The 25,924-nt window shown below is 71.2% G+C and carries 16 protein-coding genes; 7 read left to right on the top strand and 9 right to left on the bottom strand.

The genetic code is table 11. The features are described from left to right. Positions 1 to 67: 67 nt before the first annotated feature. The 7 genes from EDC02_RS13130 to EDC02_RS13095 form a co-directional block, all read right to left on the bottom strand. Entirely contained in the window at positions 68 to 4,048 is a 3,981-nt protein-coding gene (locus EDC02_RS13130; protein WP_123602192.1) for a ThuA domain-containing protein, read from the bottom strand. Between the two features lie 57 nt (positions 4,049 to 4,105). After that, entirely contained in the window at positions 4,106 to 5,335 is a 1,230-nt protein-coding gene (locus EDC02_RS13120; protein WP_148083446.1) for a multicopper oxidase domain-containing protein, read from the bottom strand. Positions 5,336 to 5,405: 70 nt separating this feature from the next. Then, positions 5,406 to 7,379 carry a family 16 glycoside hydrolase gene (locus EDC02_RS13115; RefSeq protein ID WP_199757628.1) on the bottom strand — a complete coding sequence of 658 codons (1,974 nt, stop codon included), beginning with the start codon at positions 7,377 to 7,379 and terminating at the stop codon, positions 5,406 to 5,408. Between the two features lie 582 nt (positions 7,380 to 7,961). After that, complete coding sequence (locus EDC02_RS13110) at positions 7,962 to 10,097, bottom strand: iron ABC transporter permease (protein WP_123602189.1); 2,136 nt, start codon at positions 10,095 to 10,097, stop codon at positions 7,962 to 7,964. 5 nt (positions 10,098 to 10,102) lie between these two features. Then, a complete protein-coding gene (locus EDC02_RS13105) occupies positions 10,103 to 11,131 on the bottom strand; it encodes an iron-siderophore ABC transporter substrate-binding protein (protein ID WP_123602188.1) in 1,029 nt (342 codons plus the stop codon). Between the two features lie 29 nt (positions 11,132 to 11,160). Continuing rightward, positions 11,161 to 11,976: an ABC transporter ATP-binding protein gene (locus EDC02_RS13100; protein WP_123602187.1), complete on the bottom strand. Its 816-nt coding sequence runs from the start codon at positions 11,974 to 11,976 to the stop codon at positions 11,161 to 11,163. A 137-nt stretch (positions 11,977 to 12,113) separates the two neighbouring features. After that, positions 12,114 to 13,952: a serine hydrolase gene (locus tag EDC02_RS13095; RefSeq protein ID WP_123602186.1), complete on the bottom strand. Its 1,839-nt coding sequence runs from the start codon at positions 13,950 to 13,952 to the stop codon at positions 12,114 to 12,116. Between the two features lie 243 nt (positions 13,953 to 14,195). Between EDC02_RS13095 and wecB the strand changes: the two genes are divergently transcribed. From wecB to EDC02_RS42530, 3 genes are all read left to right on the top strand, one after another. Beyond that, positions 14,196 to 15,320, top strand: a complete 1,125-nt coding sequence (gene wecB, locus EDC02_RS13090; RefSeq protein WP_123604747.1) for a non-hydrolyzing UDP-N-acetylglucosamine 2-epimerase — start codon at positions 14,196 to 14,198, stop codon at positions 15,318 to 15,320. A gap of 36 nt (positions 15,321 to 15,356) precedes the next feature. Beyond that, positions 15,357 to 16,580: a glycosyltransferase family 4 protein gene (locus EDC02_RS13085; protein WP_123602185.1), complete on the top strand. Its 1,224-nt coding sequence runs from the start codon at positions 15,357 to 15,359 to the stop codon at positions 16,578 to 16,580. A 74-nt stretch (positions 16,581 to 16,654) separates the two neighbouring features. Beyond that, entirely contained in the window at positions 16,655 to 17,161 is a 507-nt protein-coding gene (locus EDC02_RS42530) for an acyltransferase (protein ID WP_305036213.1), read from the top strand. Here EDC02_RS42530 and EDC02_RS13075 read toward each other — a convergent pair whose 3' ends face one another. Next, positions 17,162 to 19,189 carry a hypothetical protein gene (locus EDC02_RS13075; protein WP_123602183.1) on the bottom strand — a complete coding sequence of 676 codons (2,028 nt, stop codon included), beginning with the start codon at positions 19,187 to 19,189 and terminating at the stop codon, positions 17,162 to 17,164. Between the two features lie 256 nt (positions 19,190 to 19,445). Between EDC02_RS13075 and EDC02_RS13070 the strand changes: the two genes are divergently transcribed. The 4 genes from EDC02_RS13070 to EDC02_RS13055 are packed head-to-tail and all read left to right on the top strand — an operon-like array spanning position 19,446 to position 24,402. Continuing rightward, positions 19,446 to 20,447, top strand: a complete 1,002-nt coding sequence (locus EDC02_RS13070) for an NAD-dependent epimerase/dehydratase family protein (RefSeq protein WP_123602182.1) — start codon at positions 19,446 to 19,448, stop codon at positions 20,445 to 20,447. After that, positions 20,357 to 21,916 (top strand): lipopolysaccharide biosynthesis protein, encoded by a 1,560-nt coding sequence (locus EDC02_RS13065; protein ID WP_370461446.1) that lies wholly within the window; start codon positions 20,357 to 20,359, stop codon positions 21,914 to 21,916. The genes EDC02_RS13070 and EDC02_RS13065 overlap by 91 nt, the downstream gene beginning before the upstream one ends. After that, positions 21,897 to 23,192 carry a glycosyltransferase gene (locus EDC02_RS13060; RefSeq protein WP_158632184.1) on the top strand — a complete coding sequence of 432 codons (1,296 nt, stop codon included), beginning with the start codon at positions 21,897 to 21,899 and terminating at the stop codon, positions 23,190 to 23,192. The genes EDC02_RS13065 and EDC02_RS13060 overlap by 20 nt, the downstream gene beginning before the upstream one ends. Continuing rightward, the gene (locus EDC02_RS13055; protein ID WP_123602179.1) at positions 23,146 to 24,402 is read left to right on the top strand and encodes a glycosyltransferase family 4 protein; all 1,257 of its coding nucleotides are present in this window, start codon (positions 23,146 to 23,148) and stop codon (positions 24,400 to 24,402) included. Before EDC02_RS13060 ends, EDC02_RS13055 begins: the two co-directional genes overlap by 47 nt. A gap of 3 nt (positions 24,403 to 24,405) precedes the next feature. Here the strand turns inward: EDC02_RS13055 and EDC02_RS13050 are convergent, their stop codons facing one another. Then, entirely contained in the window at positions 24,406 to 25,863 is a 1,458-nt protein-coding gene (locus EDC02_RS13050; protein ID WP_123602178.1) for an O-antigen ligase, read from the bottom strand. Positions 25,864 to 25,924 lie beyond the last annotated feature (61 nt).

Genomic DNA, 25,924 nt, shown 5'->3' with positions numbered 1-25,924 from the left:
CGCGCCGGGCCCCGACGACCTGACGTGCCGGGCCCGGACGATGCGTCCGGGCCCGGCACGTCACCGGTCAGAGAGCCCGTAGTCGTACGTCGCGGAACTCCATCACGTCGCTGTTACCGTGGTTCTGCAAACCGATGAATCCGCTGACGAACTGGCGCAGATCGGTAGGCGGGTCACCGGCCCGGGACGACTGCTTGCCCGGCACGTTGTCGAACTCGCTGATCGTCACCCCGTTACGGATGATCGTGTAGTGCTGCCCGACCACCCGGATCTCGTAGTCGTTCCATTCGTCCTTCGGCGCGGGCAGCGCCTGGTCCAGGTCGTTGGGCTGGAAGTTGTAGATCGACCCGGTCTTCTGCGGTTCCCCGCCCGCCCCGTCGTAGAGCTGGATCTCGTGGCCGCAGAAGATCGCCACCCAGGCCTGGGAACTACGGGCGGAGCCGACCGTGCCGCAGCTGCCCTCCGGCCGCTCGTCCACCGGCACCCGTGGATCCGGGAACCGGACGAACACCCCGCTGTTGGCCCGGGTGTCACCCGGCGAGACGTCCTTGAACCGCAGCCGTAGCGAATAGTCGGCGAACTCCTCCTCGCCGTACCAGAGCATGCCCAGCCCGCCGGAGCTGCTGATCGACCCGTCCGGTAGCAGCCGGAACGTGCCGCCGGGGGCCTGCCGCCAGCCGGACAGTGAGTGACTGGTGCCGTCGAACAACGTCCGGTAGCCGGCGGTCCGACCGACGGGGGAGTCGGCACCGGCGGTACGCAGCGTCGCCGCCTCCTGCTCGTCGAGCACCTCGGCGTCGGTGAGCTGCGCCAGCACCTCGTCCAGGTGACTGGTGAACGAGCCCTGGTTCGGCCACTGCCGCTCGTCGTCGATCAGGTCGTTGACCGTGCACCCGGCACCGGCGTCGTGGTTCGGTACGCCGGTGTCGGTGTCCAGCAGCCAGACCGTCTCCCGGGCATCCGGCGCGTCGCAGCCGGTGTCGACCACGACGGTGTGCTCGGCCACCTCGCCGTCGGCGTAGGTCACCTTCACCGTCGCCTCGAACCGCCCGTGCTTGCGGTAGGTGTGGGTCGGGTGCGGCAGGTGCGACACCCGGTTGCCCTCACCGAAGGTCCACTCCCAGGCCACCCCGCCGACGCGGTGGCTGGAGAAGGTGACCGTACGCGGGTCGCTCGGGTCCGGGACCCGGGCCGAGGCGTACTGCGGACCGGGGGTCGGCGCGTCGCCGTCGTAGACGATCCGGATCAGCTTCTGGTTGCCGTGCAGGGTGAAGAAGCCGCCGCCGTAGTCCAGCAGGTAGAGCGCGCCGTCCGGGCCGAACTTGGCATCCATCCAGGACTGCAGCTGGGAGCCGCCGCCACCACCGGGGATGATCGCCCGTAGGTCCTCCGCGTAGGCCGGGGCGCCCTGGTCGGGCACTACCGCCGGGTCGACGGTGACCGCCACCCGGTTGCCGGAGTTGGACTGGTCGCCGATGAACCACTTGCCGTCCCAGTACGCCGGCCAGGCGACGCCGCTGTCGGTGTCGACCTGCGAGCGGTGGTACGTCGGGCCGTTCATCACGGCCTGGCCGCCGCCGCGCAGGTACGGCCGGGTGAAGGTCTCCTCGCCCGGCTCGTAGGTCGGCAGTCCGCTGCCGTCGGTGCGGGTCGGGAAGACCGGCCCACCGCCCTGCGGCGAGTACCAGATCATGTTGTCCCGTACCGGCGGCAGCTCCACCAGACCGGTGTTGCGCGGCGAGGTGTTACGCGGGTTGTCGCAGTCGTACCAGCCGGTCAGCACCGACGCGTCGGTGTTGCTGCGGTCCCGGTACGGCTGCCGGTTGCCCATGCAGTACGGCCAGCCCTGGTTGCCGGCGGAGGTGATGATCGTGGCGTGTTCGTACTTCGCCGGCCCGAGCTCGGGGTCCGGGTTGGTGGCGTCCGGGCCGACCCAGGCGGCGGTCAGCCAGTCGTTGACCGGGTCCCAGGCGATCCGCGACGGGTTGCGTACCCCCATCACGTAGATCTCCGGGCGGGTCTTGCCGCCGCCTTCCTCCTCGCCGGTGAACAGGTTGCCGTCCGGGATGCTGTACGTGCCGTCCGGCTCCGGCGTGATCCGCAGGATCTTGCCGTTGAGGTTGTTGGTGTTGCCGGCGGTACGGCGGGCGTCCTGGAACGAGGTGCCGGCGTACTCCTGGGTCCAGTTGTTGCCGGAGTAGCCGCTGGAGCCACCGGACGAGTTGGCGTCACCGGTGCTGACGTACAGGTTGCCCGCGTCGTCGAAGGTCATCCCGCCGCCGGCGTGGCAGCAGCTGTGGATCTGGGTGTCCCAGCTGAGCAGGTCTTCACGGGTGGCCTGGTCGATGCTGGCGGTGTCGTGGTCGTAGGTGAACCGGGACACGGTCCGCTGGCCGATCCGGTTCTCCCGGTCGATCGACTCGTGCGGCATCCAGTACACGTAGAACCAGCCGTTGTCGGCGAACGCCGGGTCCAGGGTCATGCCCAGCAGGCCCTCTTCGCTCTTGACCAGCTCACTGCCGCTGCCCCGGTTGCCCATCACCTCCAGGGTGGTGAGCAGCTTCACCTGCCTGGTCTGCGGATCCCACTGGTGGATGGTGCCGCAGCCCTTGCCGATGTCCGGGTTCGACCAGTCGGGGATCGCCCCGGAAGCGCAGGCGGCGCGGCCGATGTAGAAGACCGTGCCGTCCGGCGCGATGGTCAGGCCGTGCGGTTCACCGATCTGGTCCATCTCGCCCTGCTGGTTGGCGCCGGTGAGCCGCTCGACCCGGTAGTTGGCGGCGATCGTCGCTTGGCAGTCACCGCGTACCGTGCCGGCGGTCCACCGGATCGCGCCGAGGATGTGGTCGCGGAACTGCAGGTCCTTGGCCCAGCTCGCCTCGGTGCGGCCCATCCCGGTGTAGAACGACCGGCCACCGTCGTAGTCGTGGCACCAGGCGACCGGGTGGAACGGACCGTTGCCGCTGAGCCCCGCGTCGTAGCTGGTCTCGTCGACCTGGGCCACGACGTGCACCCGGCCCACCGGGCTCGGATCCCAGCTGATCCACTGGTCGTCGCGGGTCCAGTGCACCGGCAGGTCGCGGGTCGCCGGGTGGTTCCGGTCGGTGACGTCGACCTTTGCCTGCTGGACCTGGGTCTCTGGTGCCGCACCGGCGTCGGCGCCGATCAGCCAGAGCTCGGCGAGCTGGGTCAGCGGCTCGCCGCTGTTCGCCGTGATGTCCAGCCGGTAGTGCCGGAACGCCTCGGTGTTGTCGAACGCGAACTGCCGGGTGAGGAACCGCTGCGGGAAGCTCTGCCCGGTCCGGCGGTCCAGGTCGGTCCAGCTCTCGCCGTCGTTGGAGCCCTGCAGCGTCCAGTCCCGCGGGTCCCGGCCGGCGAAGTCGTTGGCCGAGGTCAGCGCGTACCGGTTGACCACGGTCGGTTCGGCCAGCTCACCGGCCAGCCAGCCGGTCGGCGAGCGGGTCAGCCACTTGGTGCCGGTGGCGCGGTCGAACGCGTGGCTGGCGGTCTCGTTCGGCGGGTTGTTGCCGCTGGCGCTCGCCTCGATCACCGTCTCCGCCGGTGGCAGGGTCGGTGCCGGCCGGGTGCCGAGCAGACCGGTGAACCATTCCGAGCCGGGCTGGGCGTACGCCGCGTCGTGCACGCCGACGAAGCCGCCGCCGCCCTTGACGTACGCCTGGAAAGCCGCCTCCTGCGCGTCGTCGAGGGTGACGCCGGCGGTGGAGAGGAAGACCACGCTGCGGTAGCGGGCCAGGTTGTCGGGATTGAACACGCTCGGATCGTCGGATGAGTGCACGTAGAAGCCGTGCTCGTTGCCGAGCCGTCGGATGACGTTGGTGGCCCGGCGGACCGGGTCGCTCTGTTCGGCCTCGGGGCCGTGGAAGACCAGCACGTTGACGACCCGGTTGCCCCAGGTGGGTGGCGTGGGGTCGGCCAGGGCGGGGGAGACCGGCGCGGTCAGCAGACCGGCCAGCAGGGTGACGGCCGCAGCTGCGGCGGCTGATCGGTGGCGCAGTCGGGGGAATCTGAAATGGCGTCTGTCGGCCATTCCTGCTCCTTAGGGCGGCCGGCGCGGAGTGCGCCGGGGTGGGGTGGCTGGGACGGGTCAGTTCTGGTGGCCGTCGTGTCCGGCACCGGCCTGGATGTCGGTGGCCGGCTCGCCGCCGACGTCGACACCCGACTGGGCGAGCACCGCCCGGTGCTGGTGACCGCCGGGCGGCATCTGTCCGTTCTCGTCGAGGACGTGCAGGGTGGTGGCCATGCCCAGGTCGGAGTGGAACTGCATGTGGCAGTGCAGCATCCAGTGGCCCGGTCCGACCGAGTCGCCGGCGATGATGGTCACGCCGAACGAGTCGCCGGGACCGAGGGTCTTGTTGTCGATGACGGGGATGGAGTCGACGATCGCCTTGTTGTCGCCGGCGACCACGCCGGTGCGGGTGTCCGCCCAGGAGTGGCCGTGGACGTGCCAGGTGTGCATGTCGTCGCCGACGCCGACCACGATGAACTCGACCCGTTCGCCGACCTTCGCTACGAAGCAGGCCGGGCCGGGCACCGGGTTGTCCAGGTCGCAGTCGTCGGTAGCGGCCCCTCGGCGCAGGTTGATCGACTGGCGGTCGCCGAAGACGGTCACGTAGGTCCGGTCCGGGCGGGGGTCGCCCTGCCGGCGTACCACCAGGCCGCCGAACAGGCCCGAGCCGATGCCCTGGGTGCCGTGCGGGCCGCCGACCACGTGGTCGTGGTACCACCAGTAGCCGGCGGTCCCCGGAGATCCGGTCCTGGAGCTGCGCGGCTTCGCGTACCAGGTGTAGGTCCGCGACTCGCCCGGACCGACAAATGAGCCACTGTGTACGGTGCCGTCCGAGTCCTGGGTGTACTTGACCCCGTGCACGTGCAACGAGACGCCGAGCGGGTGCTCCGGATCGGTCCGCAGCTGCCCCAGCGTCTCGGCGGTCACCTGGTTGTGCAGGGTGATCGCCAGACACTCGCCTTCGATCATCTCCATCGTCGGACCGGGATAGGAGGCGGTCTCCGGGGTCAGGCCGTAGCCCAGCCGGATCTGGTTGGTCACCGGGTCGCGGGGCAGCTCCACGGCGTACATCTGCAGCTCCCGGTCGGGTGCCACACAGCCTTCGGGTACCACGCCGTCGGCTGGTTCGACCGCGGCGACCTGGTCGGTGGCGCGGTGGTTGACGGCGTACGCGGCGCCCGCGCTGGCGAAGGTGACCGCCAGGACCGCCAGGACCACCAGGGCCCGGCCCACGCCGTTGCCGAGCGGGCCGCCCGGTCTGGCCGGTTCGTCGATCGGTTCGGTGCTCAACTCTGTCGTATCGTTCAACGCCCGTTCCTGTTCGTCGGGCCGGTCATCGCCGGCCGGGTGTGGGGTGTCCGTCGGGGTCCCGGTCCGCTCACGGCGTCAGCGGGGCGATCCGGACGTTGCGGAAGCTGACGATGTCGTCGGCGCCGTGCACCTGCAGGCCGAGGTAGCCTTCGGTGCGCTGCCGGCCGGCGCCGCCCGGGTCGTCGGCCCGGGGCGGGTCGAACACCAGGTCGGGGGTGTTGACGAACTCGTTGACCAGCTCCCCGTTGCGGAAGATCGAGTAGTGCTGGCCGACCACCCGGATCTCGTAGTCGTTCCAGGTGCCCTTCGGGGTGACCCCGGCGGCGTCGACGTCGACGCCGTCGAACCCGTACACCGAACCGGTCTTGTATCGGTCGCCGTCCGGGCTGTCGAAGATCTGCACCTCGTGGCCGTACTTGATGGCCACCCATTCCGGCCGGGGCTCCTGCGGATGCTGGTGCACTGCGGGGAACCGGACGAAGACGCCGCTGTTGGCCCGGGCGTCACCCGGTGCGTCGTCGCGCCACTGCAGCTTCATCGAGAAGTCGCCGTAGGTGCGGATCGGGAACCAGAGCAGGCCGAGTCCGGCGACCGGTTGGCTGGTGATCGAACCGTCGGCGTTGCGGGTGAAACCGCCCGCGCCGACCTGCTCCCACTGCTGGAACGACGCGCCCGACCGGTTGAGAATCGACTGGTAGCCGGTGTGGGCGTCCGACTTGCCGACTGCGGACAGCTTGGCCGTGTCGATCAGGGTGACCCGTTCGGCCTGGCTGATGACGCCCTGTTCGCGCAGGTTCTTGACCACCGCGCGGACGTGCTGCATGAACTCGTTGTGGTTACGCCAGATGCGTTCGCTGGCGATCAGGTTGTTGATGGTGCAGCCGGGGCCCACCTGCCGGTTGGGCACCGCACTGTTGCGGGTGCCTAGCCAGACCGTCGGGCGGGTGTCCAGCACCGGGCACTGCGGATCGCCGCCGCCGGCGACCACGGTGAAGGTGACCGACCCGGGGTCGGAGGTGTTGCCGGCTTCGTCGGTGGCGCGGTAGCTGACGGTGTGCGTACCCGGGCTGTTCACCGTCACCGGGGCGGTGTAGTCGGTGTACGCGCCCGCGTCGAGGGAGTACTCGACACTGGCGACCCCGGAGTCGTCGTCGGTCGCGACCAGGGTGACCGTTGCGGTGTCGAGGTAGGAGCCGTCCGCGCTCTGCGCGCCGGACACGGACGAGGTCACCGTGGGCGCGGTGGTGTCCGGGTCCGGCGGCGGGGCGACGGTGAAGGTGACCGACTGCGGATCCGAGGTGTTGCCGGCGATGTCGGTCGCCCGGTAGGCCACGGTGTGCTGGCCCGGCTCGTTGACGGTGACCGGGGCGGTGTACTCGCTGAACTCGCCGCCGTCGAGGGAGTGTTCGATGGTGTCGACACCGGACATGTCGTCGGTGGCGGTGAGGGTGACGGTGGCGGCACCGAGGTAGGCCCCGTCGTCGTCGCGCGGCCCGGACAGCGCTGCGGTCACCTGGGGTGCGGTGGTGTCCTCGGTGCCGTCGTCGCTGACCACCAGCAGCCCGTTCATCAGACCGTGGCCGGGGATGGCGCAGAAGTACCGGTACGTCCCCGGGCTGAGTACCACGTCGACCGTCCACAGGCCGCCGTTGGCGTCGTACGGGTCGGCCAGGATGTTGACGTTCACGTCCTGGTTGTAGGTCGGGTCCCCGGTCTCGAAGGTGAGCGTGTGCTGCATGCCGCTGGTGTTGCCGGTCGCGGCACTGTTCTCGAAGACCAGCGTCGCCGGGCCGGGTTCGGCGGTGGTCGGCGCCGAGGTGTACGCGGTGACGTCGTTGCCGGCGGTCCAGGTCAGCACCTGGGTGGCCCGGTACTCGGGTGGACCGCCGTGAGTCGGGCGGGCGTTGACCGGAGCTGCGGCCAACGTACTGGTGAGGACCATGCCGACCACGGCCGCCAGGGCGGTCAGCGACCGTCTCGGTCGGGTCGGTGCTCTGCTCGGGCGGACAGCTCCGCCGTGTTGGTCAGGGTTGACTGCCATGTCTGCGTACCTTTCATCACAGACCGGTCCGTTCTGGACGGACTCGGCGCATGGTCGGCCAGAAGTTGGGGGTGATCCGGGCGCGTGGTAGCTGCACCAGTGGGATACGGGTGCGGCGGGCACGGTTCACCGGCAACCGAGCTCGGCGGCCGACGCCGGGCGGGTGCGGTGGTGATACCGGGTGTGTGGGTGGTGGGTGACGGGAAACGTCCGGGCGGGTCCGACAGGTGACGACTGCCCTGGCTGGCCAGGGAATGAGTAGGGCGACGGGGGTGCAGGCGCGCGCCGCCGCGCCGATCGGATGCGTCCAGTGTTTCCGGGGGGTGCCACGGCCCCGGCGAGGTTGTCGCCGTCGGGCGGGTGCCGTGCCCGCCCGACGGCGTCCGGTCGGGGCAGCCAAACTGTTTGGCTACCTAACCGAATGCCTCGGTGATCTGGAGGCTAGCGGACTTGGGATCGAGGTGTCTACATCTTTCGGTGGTTCATCCCAGACTTTTGCCAGTGTCGACAGAAGATGTGGAAGGGCGTAGGGTCACCAGCCGTGACCACATTGGCTGCTGGACGCGGCTGCGGCCGCCGGGATCAGGCCCGGGACCGGGCCAGCAGGTAGACGAAGTACGGGGCACCGATCAGCGCCACCGCCAGTCCGGCCGGCAGCTGAGCCGGCGCGACGACGGTACGGCCCACGATGTCGGCCAGTCCGAGCAGGACCGCACCGAGCAGCACCGCGGCCGGGATGATCCGGGCGTGGCGGCCACCGACGAGCGCCCGTGCGGCGTGCGGCGCGACCAGCCCGACGAAGCCGACGACGCCGATCGCGGTCACGCTCAACGCGGCCAGCGCGGCGGCGAGCGCCAGCACCAATAGACGGGTCCGTTCCAGACCGACGCCGACGATCCGGGGCGTGTCCTCGTCGATGGCGAGCAGGTCCAGCTCCCGGCGGGCGGCCAGGGCCACCGGCAGCGCCACCAGCAGGGCGAGCACCACCGGGACCACCTGGGTCCAGCTGCGGCCGTACGTCGTGCCGGACAGCCACGTGTAGATCTTCGGCGTGTCCCACGGATTCGACCGCACCAGCAGATAGGTCGTCAGGGCGGTCGCCGCGTACCAGACACCGACGCCGACCAGGACCAGCCGGTCGGTGTGCAGCCCACCGCGCCAGGCCACCGAGTAGACCAGGCCGAAGGCGGCCAGCGCACCGCCGGTGGCGGCCGCGATCATCATCGCGTTGCCGCCGACACCGCCGACACCGCCGGTCACCACGACCACCGCGGCCAGCCCGGCGCCGCCGGTGATGCCCAGGATGCCCGGCTCGGCGAGCGGATTGCGGCAGGTCGCCTGGACCAGCGAACCGGACAGCGCGAGGGCACCCCCGGCGGCCAGCGCCGCCGCCACCCGTGGCGCCCGTTCGTCCAGCGCGAAGCGGACCACCGGCGACCCTTCGCCGGTCAGCCAGAGCGCGATGTCGCCGGTCAGCAGCCAGGTGTTGCCGGCGAGCAGACCGAGCAGTCCGGTGCCGGCGGCGGTCGCGCCGACGACCGCCAGCACCGTCCAGTACCGGCGACGACCCTGCGGCCCCATCCGGCTGCCCGGTGGCCGTCGGGTCGGGCCGCTATCGCGCACCCGGCGGGCCAACACGACTAGCAGGACGGCCCCGACCAGGGTGGTGGCCACCCCGGTCGGCACCTGGCCGGCCCGGTCCGCGCCGAGCAGGGCGCGGACCACCCCATCGGCCGCGACGACCGTCAGCGCGCCGACCAGACCCGCCGCCGGCACCAGTACGGCGTGCCGGTGCAGTGCCGGTACGAACCGTGCCGACATCCGGGTCACCGCTGGCGCGCAGAGACCGACGAACCCGATCGGGCCGGCCAGGGTCACCGCCGCTGCGGTGAGCAGCACCGCGAGCACCGTCCCGACCGCCCGGGTCGCCCGGACCGGTACGCCCAGCGCCCCGGCCGTGTCGTCGCCGAGGCCCAGCAGGTCGAGCCGGCGGGCCAGCAGCAGAGCCACCGCCGTGGCGCCGACCACGACCGGTGCGGCCTGCCCGAAGGCGGTCAGCCCCAGCTGACTCAGTGATCCGCTGCCCCAGGCGAACAGCCCGGTCGTCTCCTGCTGGAAACCGATCAGCACCGCGGCCGTGGCCGACTGCAACGCCATCGCCACCACGGAGCCGGCCAGGACGAGACGGGTCGTCGAACTGCCGGCGCCGCCGGCCAGACCGAGGACGAGACCGGCGGCCAACAGTCCGCCGATGAAGGCGACGACGCCCGACGCCCAGAGTGGCACCCCGAGGCCGAACGCCGCGACCGCGCTGACCGCGAAGTACGCCCCGGCGGTCACCGCGAGGGTGTCCGGCGAGGCGAGTGCGTTGCGGGCCAGCGACTGGAACAGGGCACCGGCGACGCCGAGCGCGAAGCCGACCGCGATCCCGGCCGCCAGCCGTGGGAGCCGGGAGCCGAGCAGGATCTCCCGGGCCGCCCCGGCGGCACCTGTCTCGCCGCCGACGGTGGCCGCGAGCAGGTCGCCGAGCCCCACCGACGAGGTGCCCTGGGTGAGGTGCCAGCCGGCGGCGATCGCCAGGGCCACCCCGAGTGACAGCAGGGTGCCCAACCCGCCGACCACGGTCCGGCGGTCCGCCCCGGACGCCGCCGCCGGTCGGGCGGTGGCGGCGTCGGGCGTCGGGCGGAGCCCCGTGGGTGACCGTGGACCGTCGTTCACGATGCTCAGCTGGCCAGGACGTCGACGTAGGCGTCGAGCACCTGCTGCGACGAGCGGGGTCCGCCGAAGGTCCAGATGCCGGCCGGGAACGCGTACGCCCGGCCCTGCTCGACCGCCGGCAGCGACGCCCAGATCTCGTTCTTCTCCAACTCGGTCAGCACGCTGCCGGCGGGGTCGGTGGTGCCGGTGTACAGCAGGGTGGCGTCGCCGACGGTGGTCATCCCCTCGATGTCGGTCTGGCCCAGGCCGTACACCGGGTCGACCTCGCCGGTCCAGGCGTTCGTCAGGCCGATCGCCTCGCCGAGTTCACCGATCAGCGATCCCTGGCCGAACGGCCGGATGGCGACGTTGCCGCCCTGGACCCACCCGTCGAAGTAGACGAACTCGGTGCTCGCCGGATCGGCGTCGGTGATCTGCTGCTTCGCCTCGTCGAGGCTGGCCCGGAACTCGTCGGCGACGAGGTCGGCCCGGTCGGAGCGACCGACGGTCTCGGCGATCAGGGCGAAGGTGTCCAGCATGTTCTGGACCGGGTCGGCGGCGTCCGCACCCCGGGTGGCCAGCACCGGGACGTCGTACTCGGCGAGCTGCGCGATGACCGGGTCGTCCTCGGCGGTGGCCTCGACGATCACCAGGTCCGGGTTGGCGGCGAACAGCGCGTCGAGGTTGGGCTCGCCGCGCAGGCCCACGTCGGCGACGCCGTCCGGTAGCTCCTCGGCGGTGTCCCAGGTGCGGTAGCCGTCCGGGTCGGCGACCGCTACCGGGGTCAGGCACAGGGTGAGGACGTCCTCGATCTGCTGCCATTCCAGTACGGCCACCCGCTGCGCCGGCGCGTCCAACGTCACGGTGCGCCCGAGCGCGTCGGTGACCTCGACCGGGTCGGTCGAGGTGGCGGTGGTGTCGTCGGCGCATTCACCGGAGGCGTTGGCCGTGGGCGTCTCGTCTGCGGTCTGCGGATCGCTGGTGCCGCAGGCGGCCAGCATCGGCGGGATCAGCAGGACGGCGGCCAGGGCAGCCGTCATCGATCGGGTTCTCATGGGTTCCTCACTTGCTGGTTGACCGGCGCTCAACGGCGTCGGTGGTGTCGCCCTCGGGGCTCGACCCGTACCCGACCGGTGGTCGGGTCCACGGTGGTGTCGATCGGCAGCCCGTAGACCTCGGACAGGTGCTCCGCGGTCAGCACCTCGGCCGGCGGTCCGGTGGCCCGCACCCGGCCCAGGTGCAGCAGCACGATCCGGTCGGCCACGTCCGCGGCCTGGTTCAGGTCGTGCAGGACGACGCCGAGGGCCGTCTGGTGCCGGTCCGCGAGGTCGCGGACCAGATCGAGGATCTCGACCTGGTAGCGCAGGTCGAGGTGGTTGGTCGGCTCGTCGAGCAGTAGGACCCCGGCGTCCTGGGCGAGGCAGGCGGCCAGCCACACCCGTTGCAGTTCACCGCCGGAGAGCTGGTCGACCGCGCGGCGGGCCATCGGCGCGGTCCCGGTCAGCTCCATGGCGTGGTCGACCATCGCCTGGTCGGTGTCGGTGAGCGGGCTGAACCGGCGGCGGTGCGGGTGACGCCCGAAGGCGACGACGTCGCGGACCCGCAGGCCCGACGGGTGCGGTCGGGACTGGGACAGCAGGGTCACCCGGCGGGCGAAGTCGCGGACGGACAGCGGTGCCGCGTCCTCGAGGTCGCCGTTTTCGCGGCCGAGCAGGATCCGGCCGGACGATGCCCGGTGCAGCCGGGCGAGCGAGCGCAGCACCGTGGACTTGCCGCTGCCGTTGGGGCCGATCAGGGCGGTCACCACGCCGGGGTGGATGGCGACGGACACGCCGTGGACGACCGTGGTGCGCTGGTATCCGAGCACCAGGTCGTCGCCGTGCAACGCCGTCGCGATCATGTTAGGTGAGGCTACCCTAAACGTTGATCGAGGGAAAGTCGCCGGTCACCGGCCGCTCGGCGTACCGGCGGCGACGCCGGATCCCCGGCCCGCCGGACGCCGCTCGGGCATCTCGCGGACCGGGGATCCGGCATCGGTCAGGGCAACGTGTTCAGTACCAGCGTGCCGATCTCGGAGCCCAGCGCCTCGGCCCGGTTCTCGCCGGAGACCCCGTCGGCCCGGTTCATCAGCACCGCCACCACGATCCCGTCGTCCGGGTACATCTGCAGGTACGCGGTGGACCCGTTGGCGCCACCGTTCTTGCCGATCCGGCGGTGCCCGTCCTCGGTGCTGATCGACCACCCGTAGGCGTAGCTCCACCCGGTGTCGACCCACATGGCGTCGAGCGAGTCCGGGCCGACGATCTCGGCGCCGATCAGTTTGTCGGCGAACCGGGCCAGGTCGGCGACCGAGGACTCCATCCCGCCGCCGAGGACCTTCCAGCTCACCTCGTCGCCGCCGTACTCGTCGTTGGCGCCGTCGTAGAAGGTGCTGCGTCGTACCGAGGTGTCCGACAGGTCCTCGGGTCGCAGGGTGCCCAGGTTGAACGAGGCGGTCAACTCCGACTCGGTCAGCTCCGCCACCGGGGTGCCGGTCGCGCCCTCCAACGCCGCGCCCAGGACGGTGTAGCCGTGGGTGCTGTAGTGCCCGTCACCGACCGGGCAGACCAGGTCGGAGTCCCAGAACTCGGCCGCGGCCGCGGTGGCGTTGGCGTACCAGGTGGTGCCGAGATCGGTGTCCTCGGCCTGCCACTGCGCGACGTCGGCCGGGTCGATCTGTCCGTCCTCGACCGCCCGCATGGTGAGCACCCCGCCGACCCCCTTGGACACCGACGCGATCCGTAGCACGTGCCCGGAGTCCAACCACACGTCGTCGTCGACGTTGGCGTGCCCGAACCCGCGCAGGTAGCGGAACTCGCCGTCCTGGATCACCGCCACGGCGATGCCCGGCATGTTCAGACTGTTCGCCTCGGCCTGCACCAGGTTGTCCACCGACCGGCGCAGCTTCCAGCCCGGCCGGTCGGAGTTCTGCCGCCAGACGCCGGCGTACCGGGTGCCCTTGGCGGTCTCGTACCGCTCGAAGTTGATCACCCGGTAGCCCTCGTCGGCGTACCGGTGCCACCAGTTGACGTACTCCTGTCGGGTCAGATCGCTGCGTACCCACCAGCGGCGGTGGTTGGTGTTCTCCACCCAGATGCCGGCGTACCGCTGGTCGACGGTGGTGAGCGCCGAGTCGACCACCAGCGACCGGTAGACGATCTGGTAGGCGTCGACCGCGTCCTGGTACTCGGTGCGGGTGATGCCGCCGAGCAGCCGCCAGTCCAGGTTCTCGGCGTTGTCCACCCAGACGAGCGCGTACCTGGTGCCGGCACCGGTCGGGTAGATGTCGACGTCGACCGGCATCCGGGTGCGTCGTTGCTCCGTGTAGTACGCGGTGAACTCGGCGGCGGTCAGGTTGTACTTCATCGACCAGCCGTAGCCCTCCACGTTGCGTACCCAGGCGGCGGCGTAGTAGCGGGCACTGCCCTCGACGTAGGTCTCGAAGTCGACCAGCCGCATCCCGTCGTCCGCCGCCTTGACGAACTCGGTGTCGAACTCGGCCTTGGTCAGCCTGGTGCGTACCAGCCAGCCCCGCCCGTCGAGGTTGCGCTGGAAGGCGGCGCCGATGCGCCGTCCGTCGTCGGCCACGTCCAAATCCAGGTCGACGACCAGATAACCGGCGGCGGCGTACTCGTCGAACCGCACCTGGAAGTCGGCCGGGGTCATGTCCCGCACCGAGGCCCAGGCCACCTCGTCGGGATCGAAGACGGCCGAGGGCGGGCCCGGGTGGGCCGCTGCCGGGGTCGTCGCCCCACCGGCGAGCGTGGCCGCCGTCGCCGCGACGATCAGCGCGGCGAGTACGCGGCTCAGGGTGCCGCGTACGGATTCGGATCTCATGGTCCGCTGCTCCTCTCGATGTGCCCGACGGTTGTCGGACAACAACTGGGAGAGCGGCGGTCCGCCCCGGCCAACAAGTTCTTCTGTCAGGTGGACGACAGTACGAACGGGCCAGGGTGCCACGGTTCGGATTCGGCCGGGCCGTCACCGTTGCCTCGATGTTCCGCTATGGTATGCGGAGATTGCCCGTTTTTGTGCTGGTAGTAGGTGTGCGCCCCGAGTCGGCAATGAATGGAGTCGGTCATGACCCGCGTGATGACGGTCGTCGGCACCCGGCCGGAGATCATCCGGCTGTCCCGGGTGATGGACCGGCTGGACCGCACCGTCGACCATGTCCTGGTACACACCGGGCAGAACTGGGATCCGGTCCTGTCCGAGGTCTTCTTCACCGAGCTGCGGTTGCGTCCACCGGACCGGTCGTTGGGCGTGGACACCACCTCGCTCGGCCGGGTGCTCGGCGGCGTCCTGGTCGGCATCGAGGCAGCCCTCGATGACTGCCGGCCCGACGCCCTGCTGGTGCTCGGGGACACCAACAGCGCTATCGCCGCCCTGATGGCCCGCCGGATGCGGGTGCCGGTCTACCACATGGAGGCGGGCAACCGGTGCTTCGACCTGAACGTGCCCGAGGAGACCAACCGACGCCTGGTCGACCACGTCTCCGACTTCAATCTCGTCTACAGCGAGCACGCCCGCCGCAATCTGATCGCCGAGGGTCTGCACCCGCGCCGCATCCTGCACACCGGCTCACCGATGCGCGAGGTGCTGGAGCACTACCGGTCGGACATCGTCCGGTCCACCGTGCTCGACCAGCTCGGACTGACCGCCGACGGGTACTTCGTGGTCAGTGCCCACCGTGAGGAGAACGTCGACCGCCCGGACCGGCTGCACCGGCTGCTCGACTGCCTGCGGGCGGTACGCGACGAGTGGGCGCTGCCGGTGCTGGTCTCCACCCATCCGCGGACCCGCAAACGGCTGGAGGCCCTGGCCACCGACCCGACCAGCCTCGACCGGATCACCTTCCACGAGCCGTTCGGGCTGTTCGACTACGTACGCCTGCAGTGCGCCGCCCGCTGCACGCTGTCCGACAGCGGCACGATCAGCGAGGAGGCGGCGATCCTCGGCTTTCCAGCGGTGACACTGCGGGAGTCGATCGAACGGCCGGAGGCGTTGGACGCCGGCGGCATCATCATGACCGGGCTGGACCCGGCCGGCGTGGTGGAAGCCGTCCGGGCAACCGTCGAGCAGGTCGCCTCGGCCGGGGTGCCCTGCCCGGCGGACTACCAGGTTCCCGACACCTCGCGGCGGGTCGTCGATTTCATCCTGTCCACTGTGCGGCGCCACCACGAGTGGGCCGGGCTGCGTCGCTGAGCGCGGCAGCCGGACGAATCGAAAGCCGAGCCGACAGTGCGTGAAACGACAACCCGGGACCGACCCACCGCCGGCGGGCCGGCGGCCCGGCAGAGTGCCGCCGACGCGGCAACCACCGCCTTCCGGATCCTCGCCACCGCCGCGGTGTTCGAGCCGGGGTTCCGTGGCGGTGGCCCGATCCGGTCGCTGCGCTTCATCCTGGACACCCTGCCCGACGACGTCGACGTCACCCTGGTCACCCGGGACCGGGACCTGCACGCGACCGAGCGGTACCCGGGGCTGTCCGGTGAACTGGTCCACCGCGACGCCCGGTCCGCGGTGTTCTATCTCGATCCGGTGCGTCCCCGGCAGTGGCTGCGGCTGCTGCGGCAAATCCGGTCGCGGCCGGTCGATCTGCTGTACGTCAACAGCCTCTGGTCGATGTTCTCGGTGGTCCCGATCCTGGCGGTGGCCCTGCGACTGCTGCGGGTACCGGCGATCATGATCGCCCCGCGCGGCGAACTGGCCCCTGCCGCGCTGGCCATCAAGAGCGGCAAGAAACGGCTCTTCCTGGCGGGGTGGGCGCCGGTGCTACGTCGGCTCGGCGTGCGGTGGCAGGCGTGCAGCCAGCTGGAAGCGGATCAGATCGCGGCGGCGCTGCCCTGGGCCCGGGTGATGGTCAACGGCAACGAGTGCCCGATCCCGGACCGTCCGCCGCCACCGGTCGTGGCGCACGACGGTCCGTTGCGGCTGGTCTTCATCGGCCGGATATCACCGATGAAGAACCTGGTCACGGCGCTGGCGGCGGTGGCCCGGGCGACCCGGCCGGTCGACTTCGACATCTTCGGGCCCGACGAGGACGAGCCGTACTGGGCACGGTGCGGCCAGCTCATCGCGACGATGCCCGGCCATGTCCGGGTGCGGTACCACGGCGAGCTGCCGGCCGACGAGGTGCTGTCGACGTTCGCCCGGTACGACGCATTCCTGTTCCCGACCCTGGGCGAGAACTTCGGACACGTCATCCTGGAGAGTCTGGCGGCCGGCTGCCCGGTCGTCTGTTCCGACCGGACCCCGTTCAGTGAGTTGATCTCCAGTGCCGGTGGGGCGGTGGTCCGGCCGATGACGGTGCCGGCGCTGGCCGAGGTGGTGGACGAGCTGGCCGGTCGGCCGGCGGGTGAGCGGGCCGCGGCGAAGGTGACGGCGGGGCGGCGGTACCGGCTCTGGCGGCGGCAGGTACGCGAACTCAACGTCCTCGACCACGCCCGCCACTTCTGCCGGTGACCCACCGTCACCGGTGCGGCGCCAGGCTCGTTGGACTGGGTGTGTCCAGTCGTGTTCGTACGATCGTCCGGCGGGTGCGGGACCATCTGGCGGCCAGCCGGGACCCCGAGGCCTTCGTCCGATCGTTAGGGGTCAACCTGACCGGTCGGGTGCGGTTCTACGGCGTGAACCGTGCGATGTTCGGCTCGGAGCCGTGGCTGATCACGATCGGCGACAACGTCTACGTCACCTCCGAGGTGCAGTTCGTCACCCATGACGGGGGCACCCTGATCCTCCGCAAGGAGCACCCGGAGCTGGACTGGACCGCTCCGATCGTCATCGGCGACGATGTCTACATCGGGATGCGGTCGATGATCCTGGCCGGGGTGACCATCGGCAACCGGTGCGTCATCGGCGCGGGTTCGGTCGTCACCCGCGACATCCCGGACAACACGGTGGCGGCGGGGGTGCCGGCCCGACCATTGCGCAGCACCGACGACTATCTGCGCCGGCTGCAGGCCAAGTCGTTGGGTATCGGGCACCTTCCGGTCGCCGTCAAGCATGCGGAGATGAAGCGGATCTACGGCGTACCGGCGGGGTGATCAGGCCCGGCGGTAGGCGATCCGCGGCGGCGGGAACTGGTGCACGCCGGCGACGGTGACCGGTCCGAGTAGACCGGCCACACCGGACATCTGGTAGCCGAACCGGTCACCGGCCATCGCCGCCGGGCCGGTGCCGATGTTCAACGCCGTGGCACCGCCGACCTGACTGGTCCGCAGGGTGGGCGGGGTGGTGGCGGAGCCCTGCCACACGACGGCGTACCAGTGCCAGCCGGCGGGCAGCGTCACCGGCGTGGCCAGCACGTACTCCCGGATACCGGCGGTTGCCACGCCGAGCGCGCCGAAATCGGCGATCGGCCCCTGCGACGCCGGTCGGCCGGTCGTCGGGTCGTGGGCGTACACCCCGTGCCGCAACCAGCCGCTGCCGGCGGCCGTCACCTCCACACACACCCGGTCGACCCGGGTGGCCTCGGCCAAGTACATCGGGTGCAGCAGCAGCCGCTGGAACGCGTCGGTGCACCTGGTGGTCCCGGTCGGACCGGCCAACGGCAGGAAGTAGCTGCCGATCCCGGAGGTGGCTCCGGGCAGCGGCTGCGGGCTGGCCTGGTCGGGGTCCGCCCGCCAGACGCCGTACCCGGGGGAGACCGGCACCTGGTAGGCGACGCCGTCGGCCGCTACCCGCTCCGCGACCGCGAGGTTCGTCGGTCCGACCGGGACCAGCCGGCGGTGGAACAGTTCCGGCGCGGCCATCCGGGCGGCGGCGACGGCACCCACCCGTTCGATGATCACGAAGTCGCGGCTGCCGTCGGAGACAACCAACTCGGTGGCGGCCGACGGCGGTGCCAGATAGCGACGGTACGCGGTACCGGTGACTGTCTGTCCCGGCCAGAGCTCGCGACCCCACACCAGCTGCGGGTAGTTCTTCTTCAGACTGGACGAGACGAACCAGCTCTTCGCCGTGGTGTGCCGCACCCTGGTCGCCGGCTGCCCGTCGTCGACCGGCAGCAGGCCAGCGGCGAATCCCCACAGCTGGGACCCGCCACCGCTGATCGCCCACTGGGTCATGCCGGCCGCCGGCATCGTCGGGTCCCGCAGGCTCGCCGGGGTGATGTCGGTGATCGCGGTGATCGTGTCGATCCGCGCCCAGGTCGACCAGTTGAGGGTCCCGGCCACCTCGACGTTCGGCATGAACTGCCGGCGGCTGCCGCCGGCCGGCACGGTCAGCGCCGAGCACTGGGTGACCCCGGTACTCAGGGTGAACCGGTCCATGGCGGTCACCCGCTGGGTGACCAGCAGGCCCCCCGGCGACCAGCGGTAGTCGTTGTCGATCCGACACATCGGCGGGATCCGGGTCATGATCGTGGCGAGCGGTGTGCCGATGTTGGCCTGAGCGGTGTCGATCATGCCCCGGTACGAGGGGACGACGTAGGACTCCCGGATCCGTAGCTCGTCACCGGTGGACCGGCCGTCGGGCAGTGGCCGACCGTCGAGGTCGACGACCACTGTGTGGGAATGGGTGGCCGGGCGGATCTGGACGTCCGGGGTCAACCAGGTGATCGGTACCGTGGTTCGGTTCCTCGCCCCGGCGACGTGGGTGAGCGCCGCCGCCGGCCGCACCCGTACTCCCTGGGCGACCCCGTCGACGACCGTGTACGGGTTGCCGAACAGCAGGCTGTTGCCGTTCGGCACGGCGAGCAGGGTGAAGGTCCGGATTCCGTCGGTCCACCGGGATCCCAGGTCGGCGGTGGACTTGCCGTGGTTGGTGACCGCGACCTGGGTGCCGATGTTGTAGCCGTGGTTGCCGCCGATGTACGACCAGCCGGTGTGGATCGGGCAGTTGTCGTCCGAGGTGTCGTGGATCCGGGTGCCCACCGCCGACATGACCGGCCAGACCTGGGCGTCGGTGGCGGTCGACGGGACGAGGGTGACCTGGGGCAGGCCCGCGTGCCACATGCCGACCATGGACTCGGCGTAGGCCAGGTTGGCCGGCATCACCAGGTCCCGGGTGCCGTCGAACCTCGACCTGATCGACATCAGGGCGTTCGACCGGTAGACCGTCAGTCCAGGCATCTGGGCACCTCCGTGGCGAGCCGCGCGATCTGCTGTCACTGTGCGCCTTTTCGCAGTTCAGGACGTTTTTCGGTCGGTGACGTGACAGCGCTGCCGGCCGTTCGGCGGGGGTGCTCGCAGCACGATCGGCGATCCTCACCGGCGACATGGTTGACCCTAAAATGATATTTCCGACAAAAGATGTTATAGACCCGTTACTCGGTCCTCGGTCGGCTCGATGTACAGGTGACCGGGCGGCACTGCGAGGAGTTGTCCCATGCGCATTCTGATCACCGGCGGAGCCGGCTTCATCGGCTCCAACCTGGCCCGTGCCGCACTGGTCGAGCCGGCGGTGAAGGAGGTGACCGTCCTGGACGACCTGTCGGTCGGACTGCGCGACAACCTCACCGGGCTGGACGTCGAGGTGGTCGAGGGGTCGATCCTGGATCCGGCCGCGCTGGACGCCGCGATGGCCGGCCGGGAGGCCGTGGTCCACCTGGCCGCCCTGCCCAGCGTGCCCCGATCGCTACGCGACCCGGTGGCCTCCCACCACGCGAACGCGACCGGGACCCTGCTGGTGCTGGAGGCGGCCCGCCGGCACGACGTGGCCCACTTGCTGGTCGCCTCCTCCTCATCGGTGTACGGCATGAATCCGACACTGCCGAAGACCGAGCTGACCTGGACCCGACCGATGAGCCCGTACGCGGCCAGCAAGCTCGCCACCGAGGCGTACGCCCTGGCCCACCAGGCGTCGTTCGGGCTGCCGACGCTGGCGTTGCGGTTCTTCAACGTGTACGGCCCCGGGCAGCGGCACGACCACGCCTACGCGGCCGTCATCCCCCGGTTCGTCCACGCCGCGCTGCGGGGCGAGCCGGCCCTGGTGCACGGCGACGGCACCCAGTCCCGGGACTTCACCTACGTCGGTACGGTGTGCGCGGTCATTCTGGACGCGCTGCGGCGCCGGGTGCACCACCCACACCCGGTCAACCTTGCCTTCGGCGCCCGGGCCAGCCTGCTGCAGGTCCTCGACGACCTCGCCGGACTGCTCGGCCGGCGCATCGACCGCGAGCACGCGCCGCCGCGTCCCGGCGACGTCGCGCACTCCCTCGCCGACACCGCCACGTTGCGGGCGCTCTTCCCCGGCATCAGCCCGGTCGATCGTAGGGACGGCCTGCGGGCGACCGTCGAGTGGATGGCCCGTCGGCTGGCCGTCGAGCCCGTCGAGCCCGTCGAGCCCGTCGAGCCCGTGGAGCCCGTCGAGCCCGTCGCGAACCGGTGACCGGGGCCGCCGACCGGACCGGACCGGACGGCAATGACCGTGACCGTGCCGTCCGGTCCGGCATCGCCGCGGCCATGGCGGCGAAGGCGACCGGCATGGCGGCCCCGCTGGTCATCACCCCGGCCTGCTTCCAGTATCTCGGCGACCAGCGGTACGGGCTGTGGATGGCGGTCACCGCGCTCACCGGGATGGCCTGGTTCGCCGACCTGGGGCTGGGCAACGGACTGCTCACCCGGCTCAGCCGGCTCGGTGCCGACGTCCGGCAGCAGGCCAGGGAGATCTCCAGCGCGTTCGCCACCGTCGGCACGGTCGCCCTCGCCCTGCTCGGCGGCCTGCTCGTGGTCAATCCGCTGGTGCCCTGGGACCGGCTTCTCGGGGTGACCGATCCGGGCATCGCCGCCGAGACGTCGACGTTGGTCCTGCTGTCGTTCGGGGCGTTCGCCGTCAACATCCCGCTGTCGCTGATCCAACGGATTCAGTACGCCGACGGTCAGGTCGTGCAGAGCAGCGTCTGGCAGTCGGCGGGCTCGCTGACTGCCATGGTGGCGGTGCTGTGCGCCATCGGCGGTGGCTGGGATCCGCTGGCGGTGATCGCCTGCGCGGTGCTGGCGGTGCCCGCCGTCAACCTGGTCAACACCGTGGTCTACTTCGGCGTCCAGCAGCCGGCCAAGCGTCCCGGCCCCAGGCTGGTCGACCGGGCGACCGCAGCCGGCCTGCTCCGGCTCGGCCTGCGGTTCTTCGCGCTCACCACGATGTCGTCGATCGCCATCAACGTCGACAGCCCGCTGGTGGCGAACATCCTCGGACTCGCCGTGGCGGCGCACTACGCCGTCGTGGTGAAGCTCTTCGGCGTGTTGTCCATCTTCGTCGGCCTGGTCGGCATGACCGTCTGGCCGGTGAACGGCGCGGCGTTGGCCTGTGGCGAGGTGGCCTGGGTACGCCGGCACACCCGACGGATGGTGTTGCTCTACGGGGCGGTGGTCGGGGTGGCGGGTGCGGCGCTGGTCGGCTGGGGACACCCGTTGATCGAGTTGTGGGTCGGCGGCATCGACCGCGCCGCGGTGCCGGTCCCGGTCCTCGCCGGACTCGCCTGCTGGTCCTTTCTGGTCGCGGTCAGTTCGCCGCTGATCCTGGTGCAGAACAGCGCCGGCCTGCTCCGGCCGCAGGCCGTCGGCTGGGCCGCGTTCCTGGTCCTGGCGACCGGCCTGAAGATCTGGGGACTACACCATCTCGGTCTGCTGGCCGTGCCGCTGGCGGCCTGCGTGGCGTACCTGCTGACCGTCTGGCCCGCCGCGGTGATCGGCTACCGGCGCACACTGGACCGGGCCGGCCAGGGTGCCGGCGCGTCCCCCGCCGGGCCCGATCCTGCCGGGCCCGATTCCGCCGGTCCCGATCCTGCCGCCGACGGCGGTCCGGCGGTCCGGCCGACAGTCGACGAAAGGGGGACCGGTGTCCGAGTCGGTAGTTGACCACGACGACGTCCGTGACCGTCCGGACGCACACGGCGGTGGCGCGATCGTTCCACCGCCGGCCGTCGCGCCACCGGGCGCGGCCCGCCGCCGCGTCCTGCGGGTGGTGGGCGAACTGAACTTCGGCGGCACCGAGACGCGTACCGCGGAACTGCTGCCACGGCTCGTCCGCGGCGGAACCGAGATGCACCTGGTCACGCTCAGTGACCACGTTGGGCCGGGGCCGCTGGCCGGGGCGGTCGAGCGGCACGGTGGCTCGGTAACCGCCGTACCGCTCGGTGCGCGGTTCCCGGTCCGGTTCCACCGTCTGCTGCGCCAGTTGCGGCCCGACGTGGTGCACGTCGACTGCGCCAACTTTTCCGGCGTGCTGCTCGCCCTCGCCGCGGTCGCCGGGGTGCCCGGCCGCGTCGCGCACTTCCGGGGGGACGACAACGCGCCGAGGAGCCTGCGCCGCCGGATCCTCCGGTGGCTCGGCGGGCGGCTGCTGCGGACCTTCGCCACCGACGTCCTGGGCGTGTCGCCGGGCTCGCTCACCTACGGCTTCCACCGGGCCTGGCGGGACGATCCACGCTGCCAGGTGGTACTCAACGGTCTCGACCTGGACCGACTGCGACAACCGTCCGGCGACGACCTGCGGGCGGTGATCGGAGCTGGCGTCACCGACGTCGTCTGCGTGAGCGTGGGACGGGCCTCGCCGGAGAAGCGCCGCTGGCTGCTGCCACCGATCCTGGCCGCGCTGCATGACCGGGGGGTCACCGCGCATGCCGTCCTCGTCGGGCCGGGTGACCCTGCCGACGACGCCCGGGTGCGGGCTGCGGCGGACGCCGCCGGGGTGACCGACCGGGTGCATCTGCTCGGCCCCCGGGACGACGTGGGCGGCCTGCTCGCCCAGGCCGACCTGGTCGTCCATCCGTCCAGCCTGGAAGGGCTGCCCGGCGGGGTGCTGGAGCCGGTCGCGCTGGGCATCGGCACGGTGGCCTGCGATCTGCCCGGCGTGCGGTTCATCGACGAGCGGCTGCCCGGCGTCGTGATCGTCGATCCCGGGGCGTCGGCGGCGGACTGGGCGGAGGCGGCGCTCGTCGCGGCCGCGTACACCGCCGCGACCACCCCCTCGGCCGCCGGCGAGCGCTTCGCCCACAGCGCGTTCGCGATCGACGCTGCGGCCGAAACCCACCTGGCGATCTACCGACGGCGTCCGGCCGCGTCCGGCCCCGAACCGAAGGAGTCCGATGACCGAGCAGACCACGGCGGTCGAGCATGGACCACAACCCGGTGACCGGCCGGCGGACCGGCGGGGTCGGCCACGACCGTTGCTGATCGGCGCGTACGCGTTTCCGTACGGCGACGCCACCTCGAACCGGCTGCTGCAGCTCGCCCGCTGCGCCGCCGGCGAGGGCGGGCCAACGCTGGTGGTCAACGACTGGCCTTGCGAACTGCCGTTCCCGCCGGACGGGCCACGGGCCAGCGGCGTCGAACTGATCACCTTGCGTCGTCGGGGAGCCAACCACCTCAGCCGGATGTCGGCCCGCCTGGCCCGTCCGATCCGCGTGCTGCGGGCGTTGCGGCACCGTGGCGTCGGCCGCGGCGACGTCTCCGTGGTCCTGCTGCCGATGGCCATGATGACGCTCGGCAACTGGGCGGTACTGCGTCTCGGGCTGCGTTGCCCGATCGTGGTCGACGCCAGCGAACGTCACGACCGGCGACAGTTCCGGCGCGGCTGGTCCGATCCCTACTTCGTACGCCACCGGTGGTCGACGTTCCTGGCGACCAGGCTCGTCGACCGGTTCACCGCGGTGTCCACCACTCTGGCCGGCCACTTCGAGCGGCGCGGCGGGGCCGTGCTGGTGGTGCCACCGCAGGTGGACTGCGACGAGTTCGCGCCACCACGGCCGCCGTCGCTCGACGCCGGACTGCGTCTGCTGTACGCGGGTACGCCGGGTCGCAAGGACATGCTCCACGTGATCGTCGCGGGGATCGGCCGACTGACACCGCAGGACCAGCGGCGGGTCCGGCTGACCATCGCCGGGATCACCCGCGACGACGCGGCGAACCTGTCCGACCTGGACCCGGCGGTGCTCGACGCGGTCCACGCGGAGGTGGTGTTCCTCGGCCGGGTGCCCCGGGCGACCGTGTTGGACCTGCTGGCCGAGTCGCATTTCGCCATGCTGGTGCGGCCCACCGGCGGCTACGCGGCGAACGGCTTCCCGTCCAAGGTGCCGGAGAGTCTCGCCGCCGGGTGCCCGGTGCTGCTCAACCACACCAGTGACCTGGCCGACTATGTGCGCGACGGTGCCGAAGGGCTGGTGCTCGACGGCAACGGTCCGGACGACGTCCGGCTGGCGGTGCAGCGCGCGTTGCGGCTGCGCGACGAGCAGTGGACGGCGATGAGCCAGGCGGCGCGGTCGCGGGCCCGCCGTTCGTTCGACCACCGGGCCTGGTCGGAGCGGGTCAGTACGTTCGTTGTCCCGGTCGAGGGCCGGGACTGACGACTACCGTAGGACCGGGGTCCGCACCCGGCTGGGCGACCTGCCCGGCTCGGCCGACGGTGCTGGCGGCCGCGCCGGACCCGGCCGGGGCGACGGCGGCGGGACGTCCGCCGCCCGGTGGTGTCCGGACCGTCGCCGGGCGGGCAGGTGCAGCAGGACGGCGACCACGGCCAGCCAGAACACGTACGGGTAGGTCTGCCCGGTACCGAACATCGCCGACTCGGTGACCTGGATCAGCAGGCCGGTGACGATGAGCCAGACCAGACCGGAGTTCGCTCCGTTCACCGGAGCCCGGACGGCGGCCCACCCGGCGGCGAGCACGGTGAGCAGCAGCGGCACCGCGGCCACCAGCCCGAGCTCCAGCATCATCTGCAGGTAGCTGTTGTGCACCAGCCCGACGTTGAAGCCGCGCAGTTCGTCGTAGCTGGCCAGCTCGTAGAGGTGGTTGCGGGACGCGTATCCGTAGCCGAGGGCCGGATGGTTCTCCCACCACAGGTCGACCGTCATGTGCCATAGCCGGATCCGGCCGTTGGACAGGTCGCTCTGGGTGAACCGGCCGACGAACTGCTGCATCCAGGACGCGGCGAAGACGGACGGCAACAGGCCGGACAGGTACCCGGCCAGCAGGGCCGCTGTCGCGCCGACGGCGACCCGGGCCAGGGTACCGATCCCGTGCCGTAGCACCACCCAGAGCGCGCCGACGAGCACGGCGACCAGTCCGGTGCGGGACTGGGACAACACGAGAGCGCCGGCCGCCGGCACGATGCCGAGCAGTTCGGCACGTCGCCCGGTCTCCCGGTAGACCGCCCAGCCGAGCGGCAGGGCCAACGCGCAGACCATGCCGAGCATGTTGGGATTGCTGAACAGTCCTTGGAACCGGGAGCTGCCGGACAACGCGGCGGCCAGCGTGCCGTCGGTCGCTCCGTAGCCGATGCTGACCACGACGGACACGGCCAGCACCAGGTAGACCACCCGCAGGTCGGCCATCATGACCGCCCGGTCCGGCCAGCGCCGCTGAGCCAACAGGTGGACCAGCCCGGCCAGCAGCAGCAGGGCCAGGCCACGCTGGAAGGACTCGAACGGCGCGATCGACCAGACCGCGCTGAGTGTGGCGAGACCGGCGAGTACCCAGAGTGACCCGATAAGGACACCGGTCCACGGCCTCGGCGGCGCGGCGGCGGCAGATCGGCGGATGCACAGCGCCCAGACGACCAGGCCACCGACGGCCACGTAACGCGGATAGAAGCTGGCGTCGGCCAGTGCCGCGACGTCGGACGACGCGCCGACCAGCAGCGCCATCGTCAGCGCCAGCAGCCAGCGCCAGCCGTCCATCTGTGACGCGCAGATGACCATGACGAGCAGCGCGACGGCGGCCGAGGCGACCAGCGGATTCCGTACCGCAAGGATGGTCGTGACCCCCAGCAGGGCTGCCGCGCCGACCAGTACGGTCAGTCGGCTCATTCGGTCTACCACGTGTCGTCCTTCGGCTTGCGGTCGGCCGGGGTCACCCCGATCGGTCTGT

Source organism: Micromonospora sp. Llam0 (assembly GCF_003751085.1).
Taxonomy (GTDB): domain Bacteria; phylum Actinomycetota; class Actinomycetes; order Mycobacteriales; family Micromonosporaceae; genus Micromonospora_E.
The sequence above is the reverse complement of the archived record's forward strand: the minus strand, read 5'-3'. Positions and strand labels throughout refer to the sequence as shown.

Coding starts and splice junctions, on each gene's coding strand:
- wecB (WP_123604747.1), top strand. CDS start 14,196: ATGACCCGCGTGATGACGGTCGTCGGCACCCGGCCGGAGATCATCCGG.
- EDC02_RS13100 (WP_123602187.1), bottom strand. CDS start 11,976: ATGATCGCGACGGCGTTGCACGGCGACGACCTGGTGCTCGGATACCAG.
- EDC02_RS13075 (WP_123602183.1), bottom strand. CDS start 19,189: ATGCCTGGACTGACGGTCTACCGGTCGAACGCCCTGATGTCGATCAGG.
- EDC02_RS13105 (WP_123602188.1), bottom strand. CDS start 11,131: ATGAGAACCCGATCGATGACGGCTGCCCTGGCCGCCGTCCTGCTGATC.
- EDC02_RS13130 (WP_123602192.1), bottom strand. CDS start 4,048: ATGGCCGACAGACGCCATTTCAGATTCCCCCGACTGCGCCACCGATCA.
- EDC02_RS13115 (WP_199757628.1), bottom strand. CDS start 7,379: ATGGCAGTCAACCCTGACCAACACGGCGGAGCTGTCCGCCCGAGCAGA.
- EDC02_RS13070 (WP_123602182.1), top strand. CDS start 19,446: ATGCGCATTCTGATCACCGGCGGAGCCGGCTTCATCGGCTCCAACCTG.
- EDC02_RS13095 (WP_123602186.1), bottom strand. CDS start 13,952: ATGAGATCCGAATCCGTACGCGGCACCCTGAGCCGCGTACTCGCCGCG.
- EDC02_RS13050 (WP_123602178.1), bottom strand. CDS start 25,863: ATGAGCCGACTGACCGTACTGGTCGGCGCGGCAGCCCTGCTGGGGGTC.
- EDC02_RS13055 (WP_123602179.1), top strand. CDS start 23,146: ATGACCGAGCAGACCACGGCGGTCGAGCATGGACCACAACCCGGTGAC.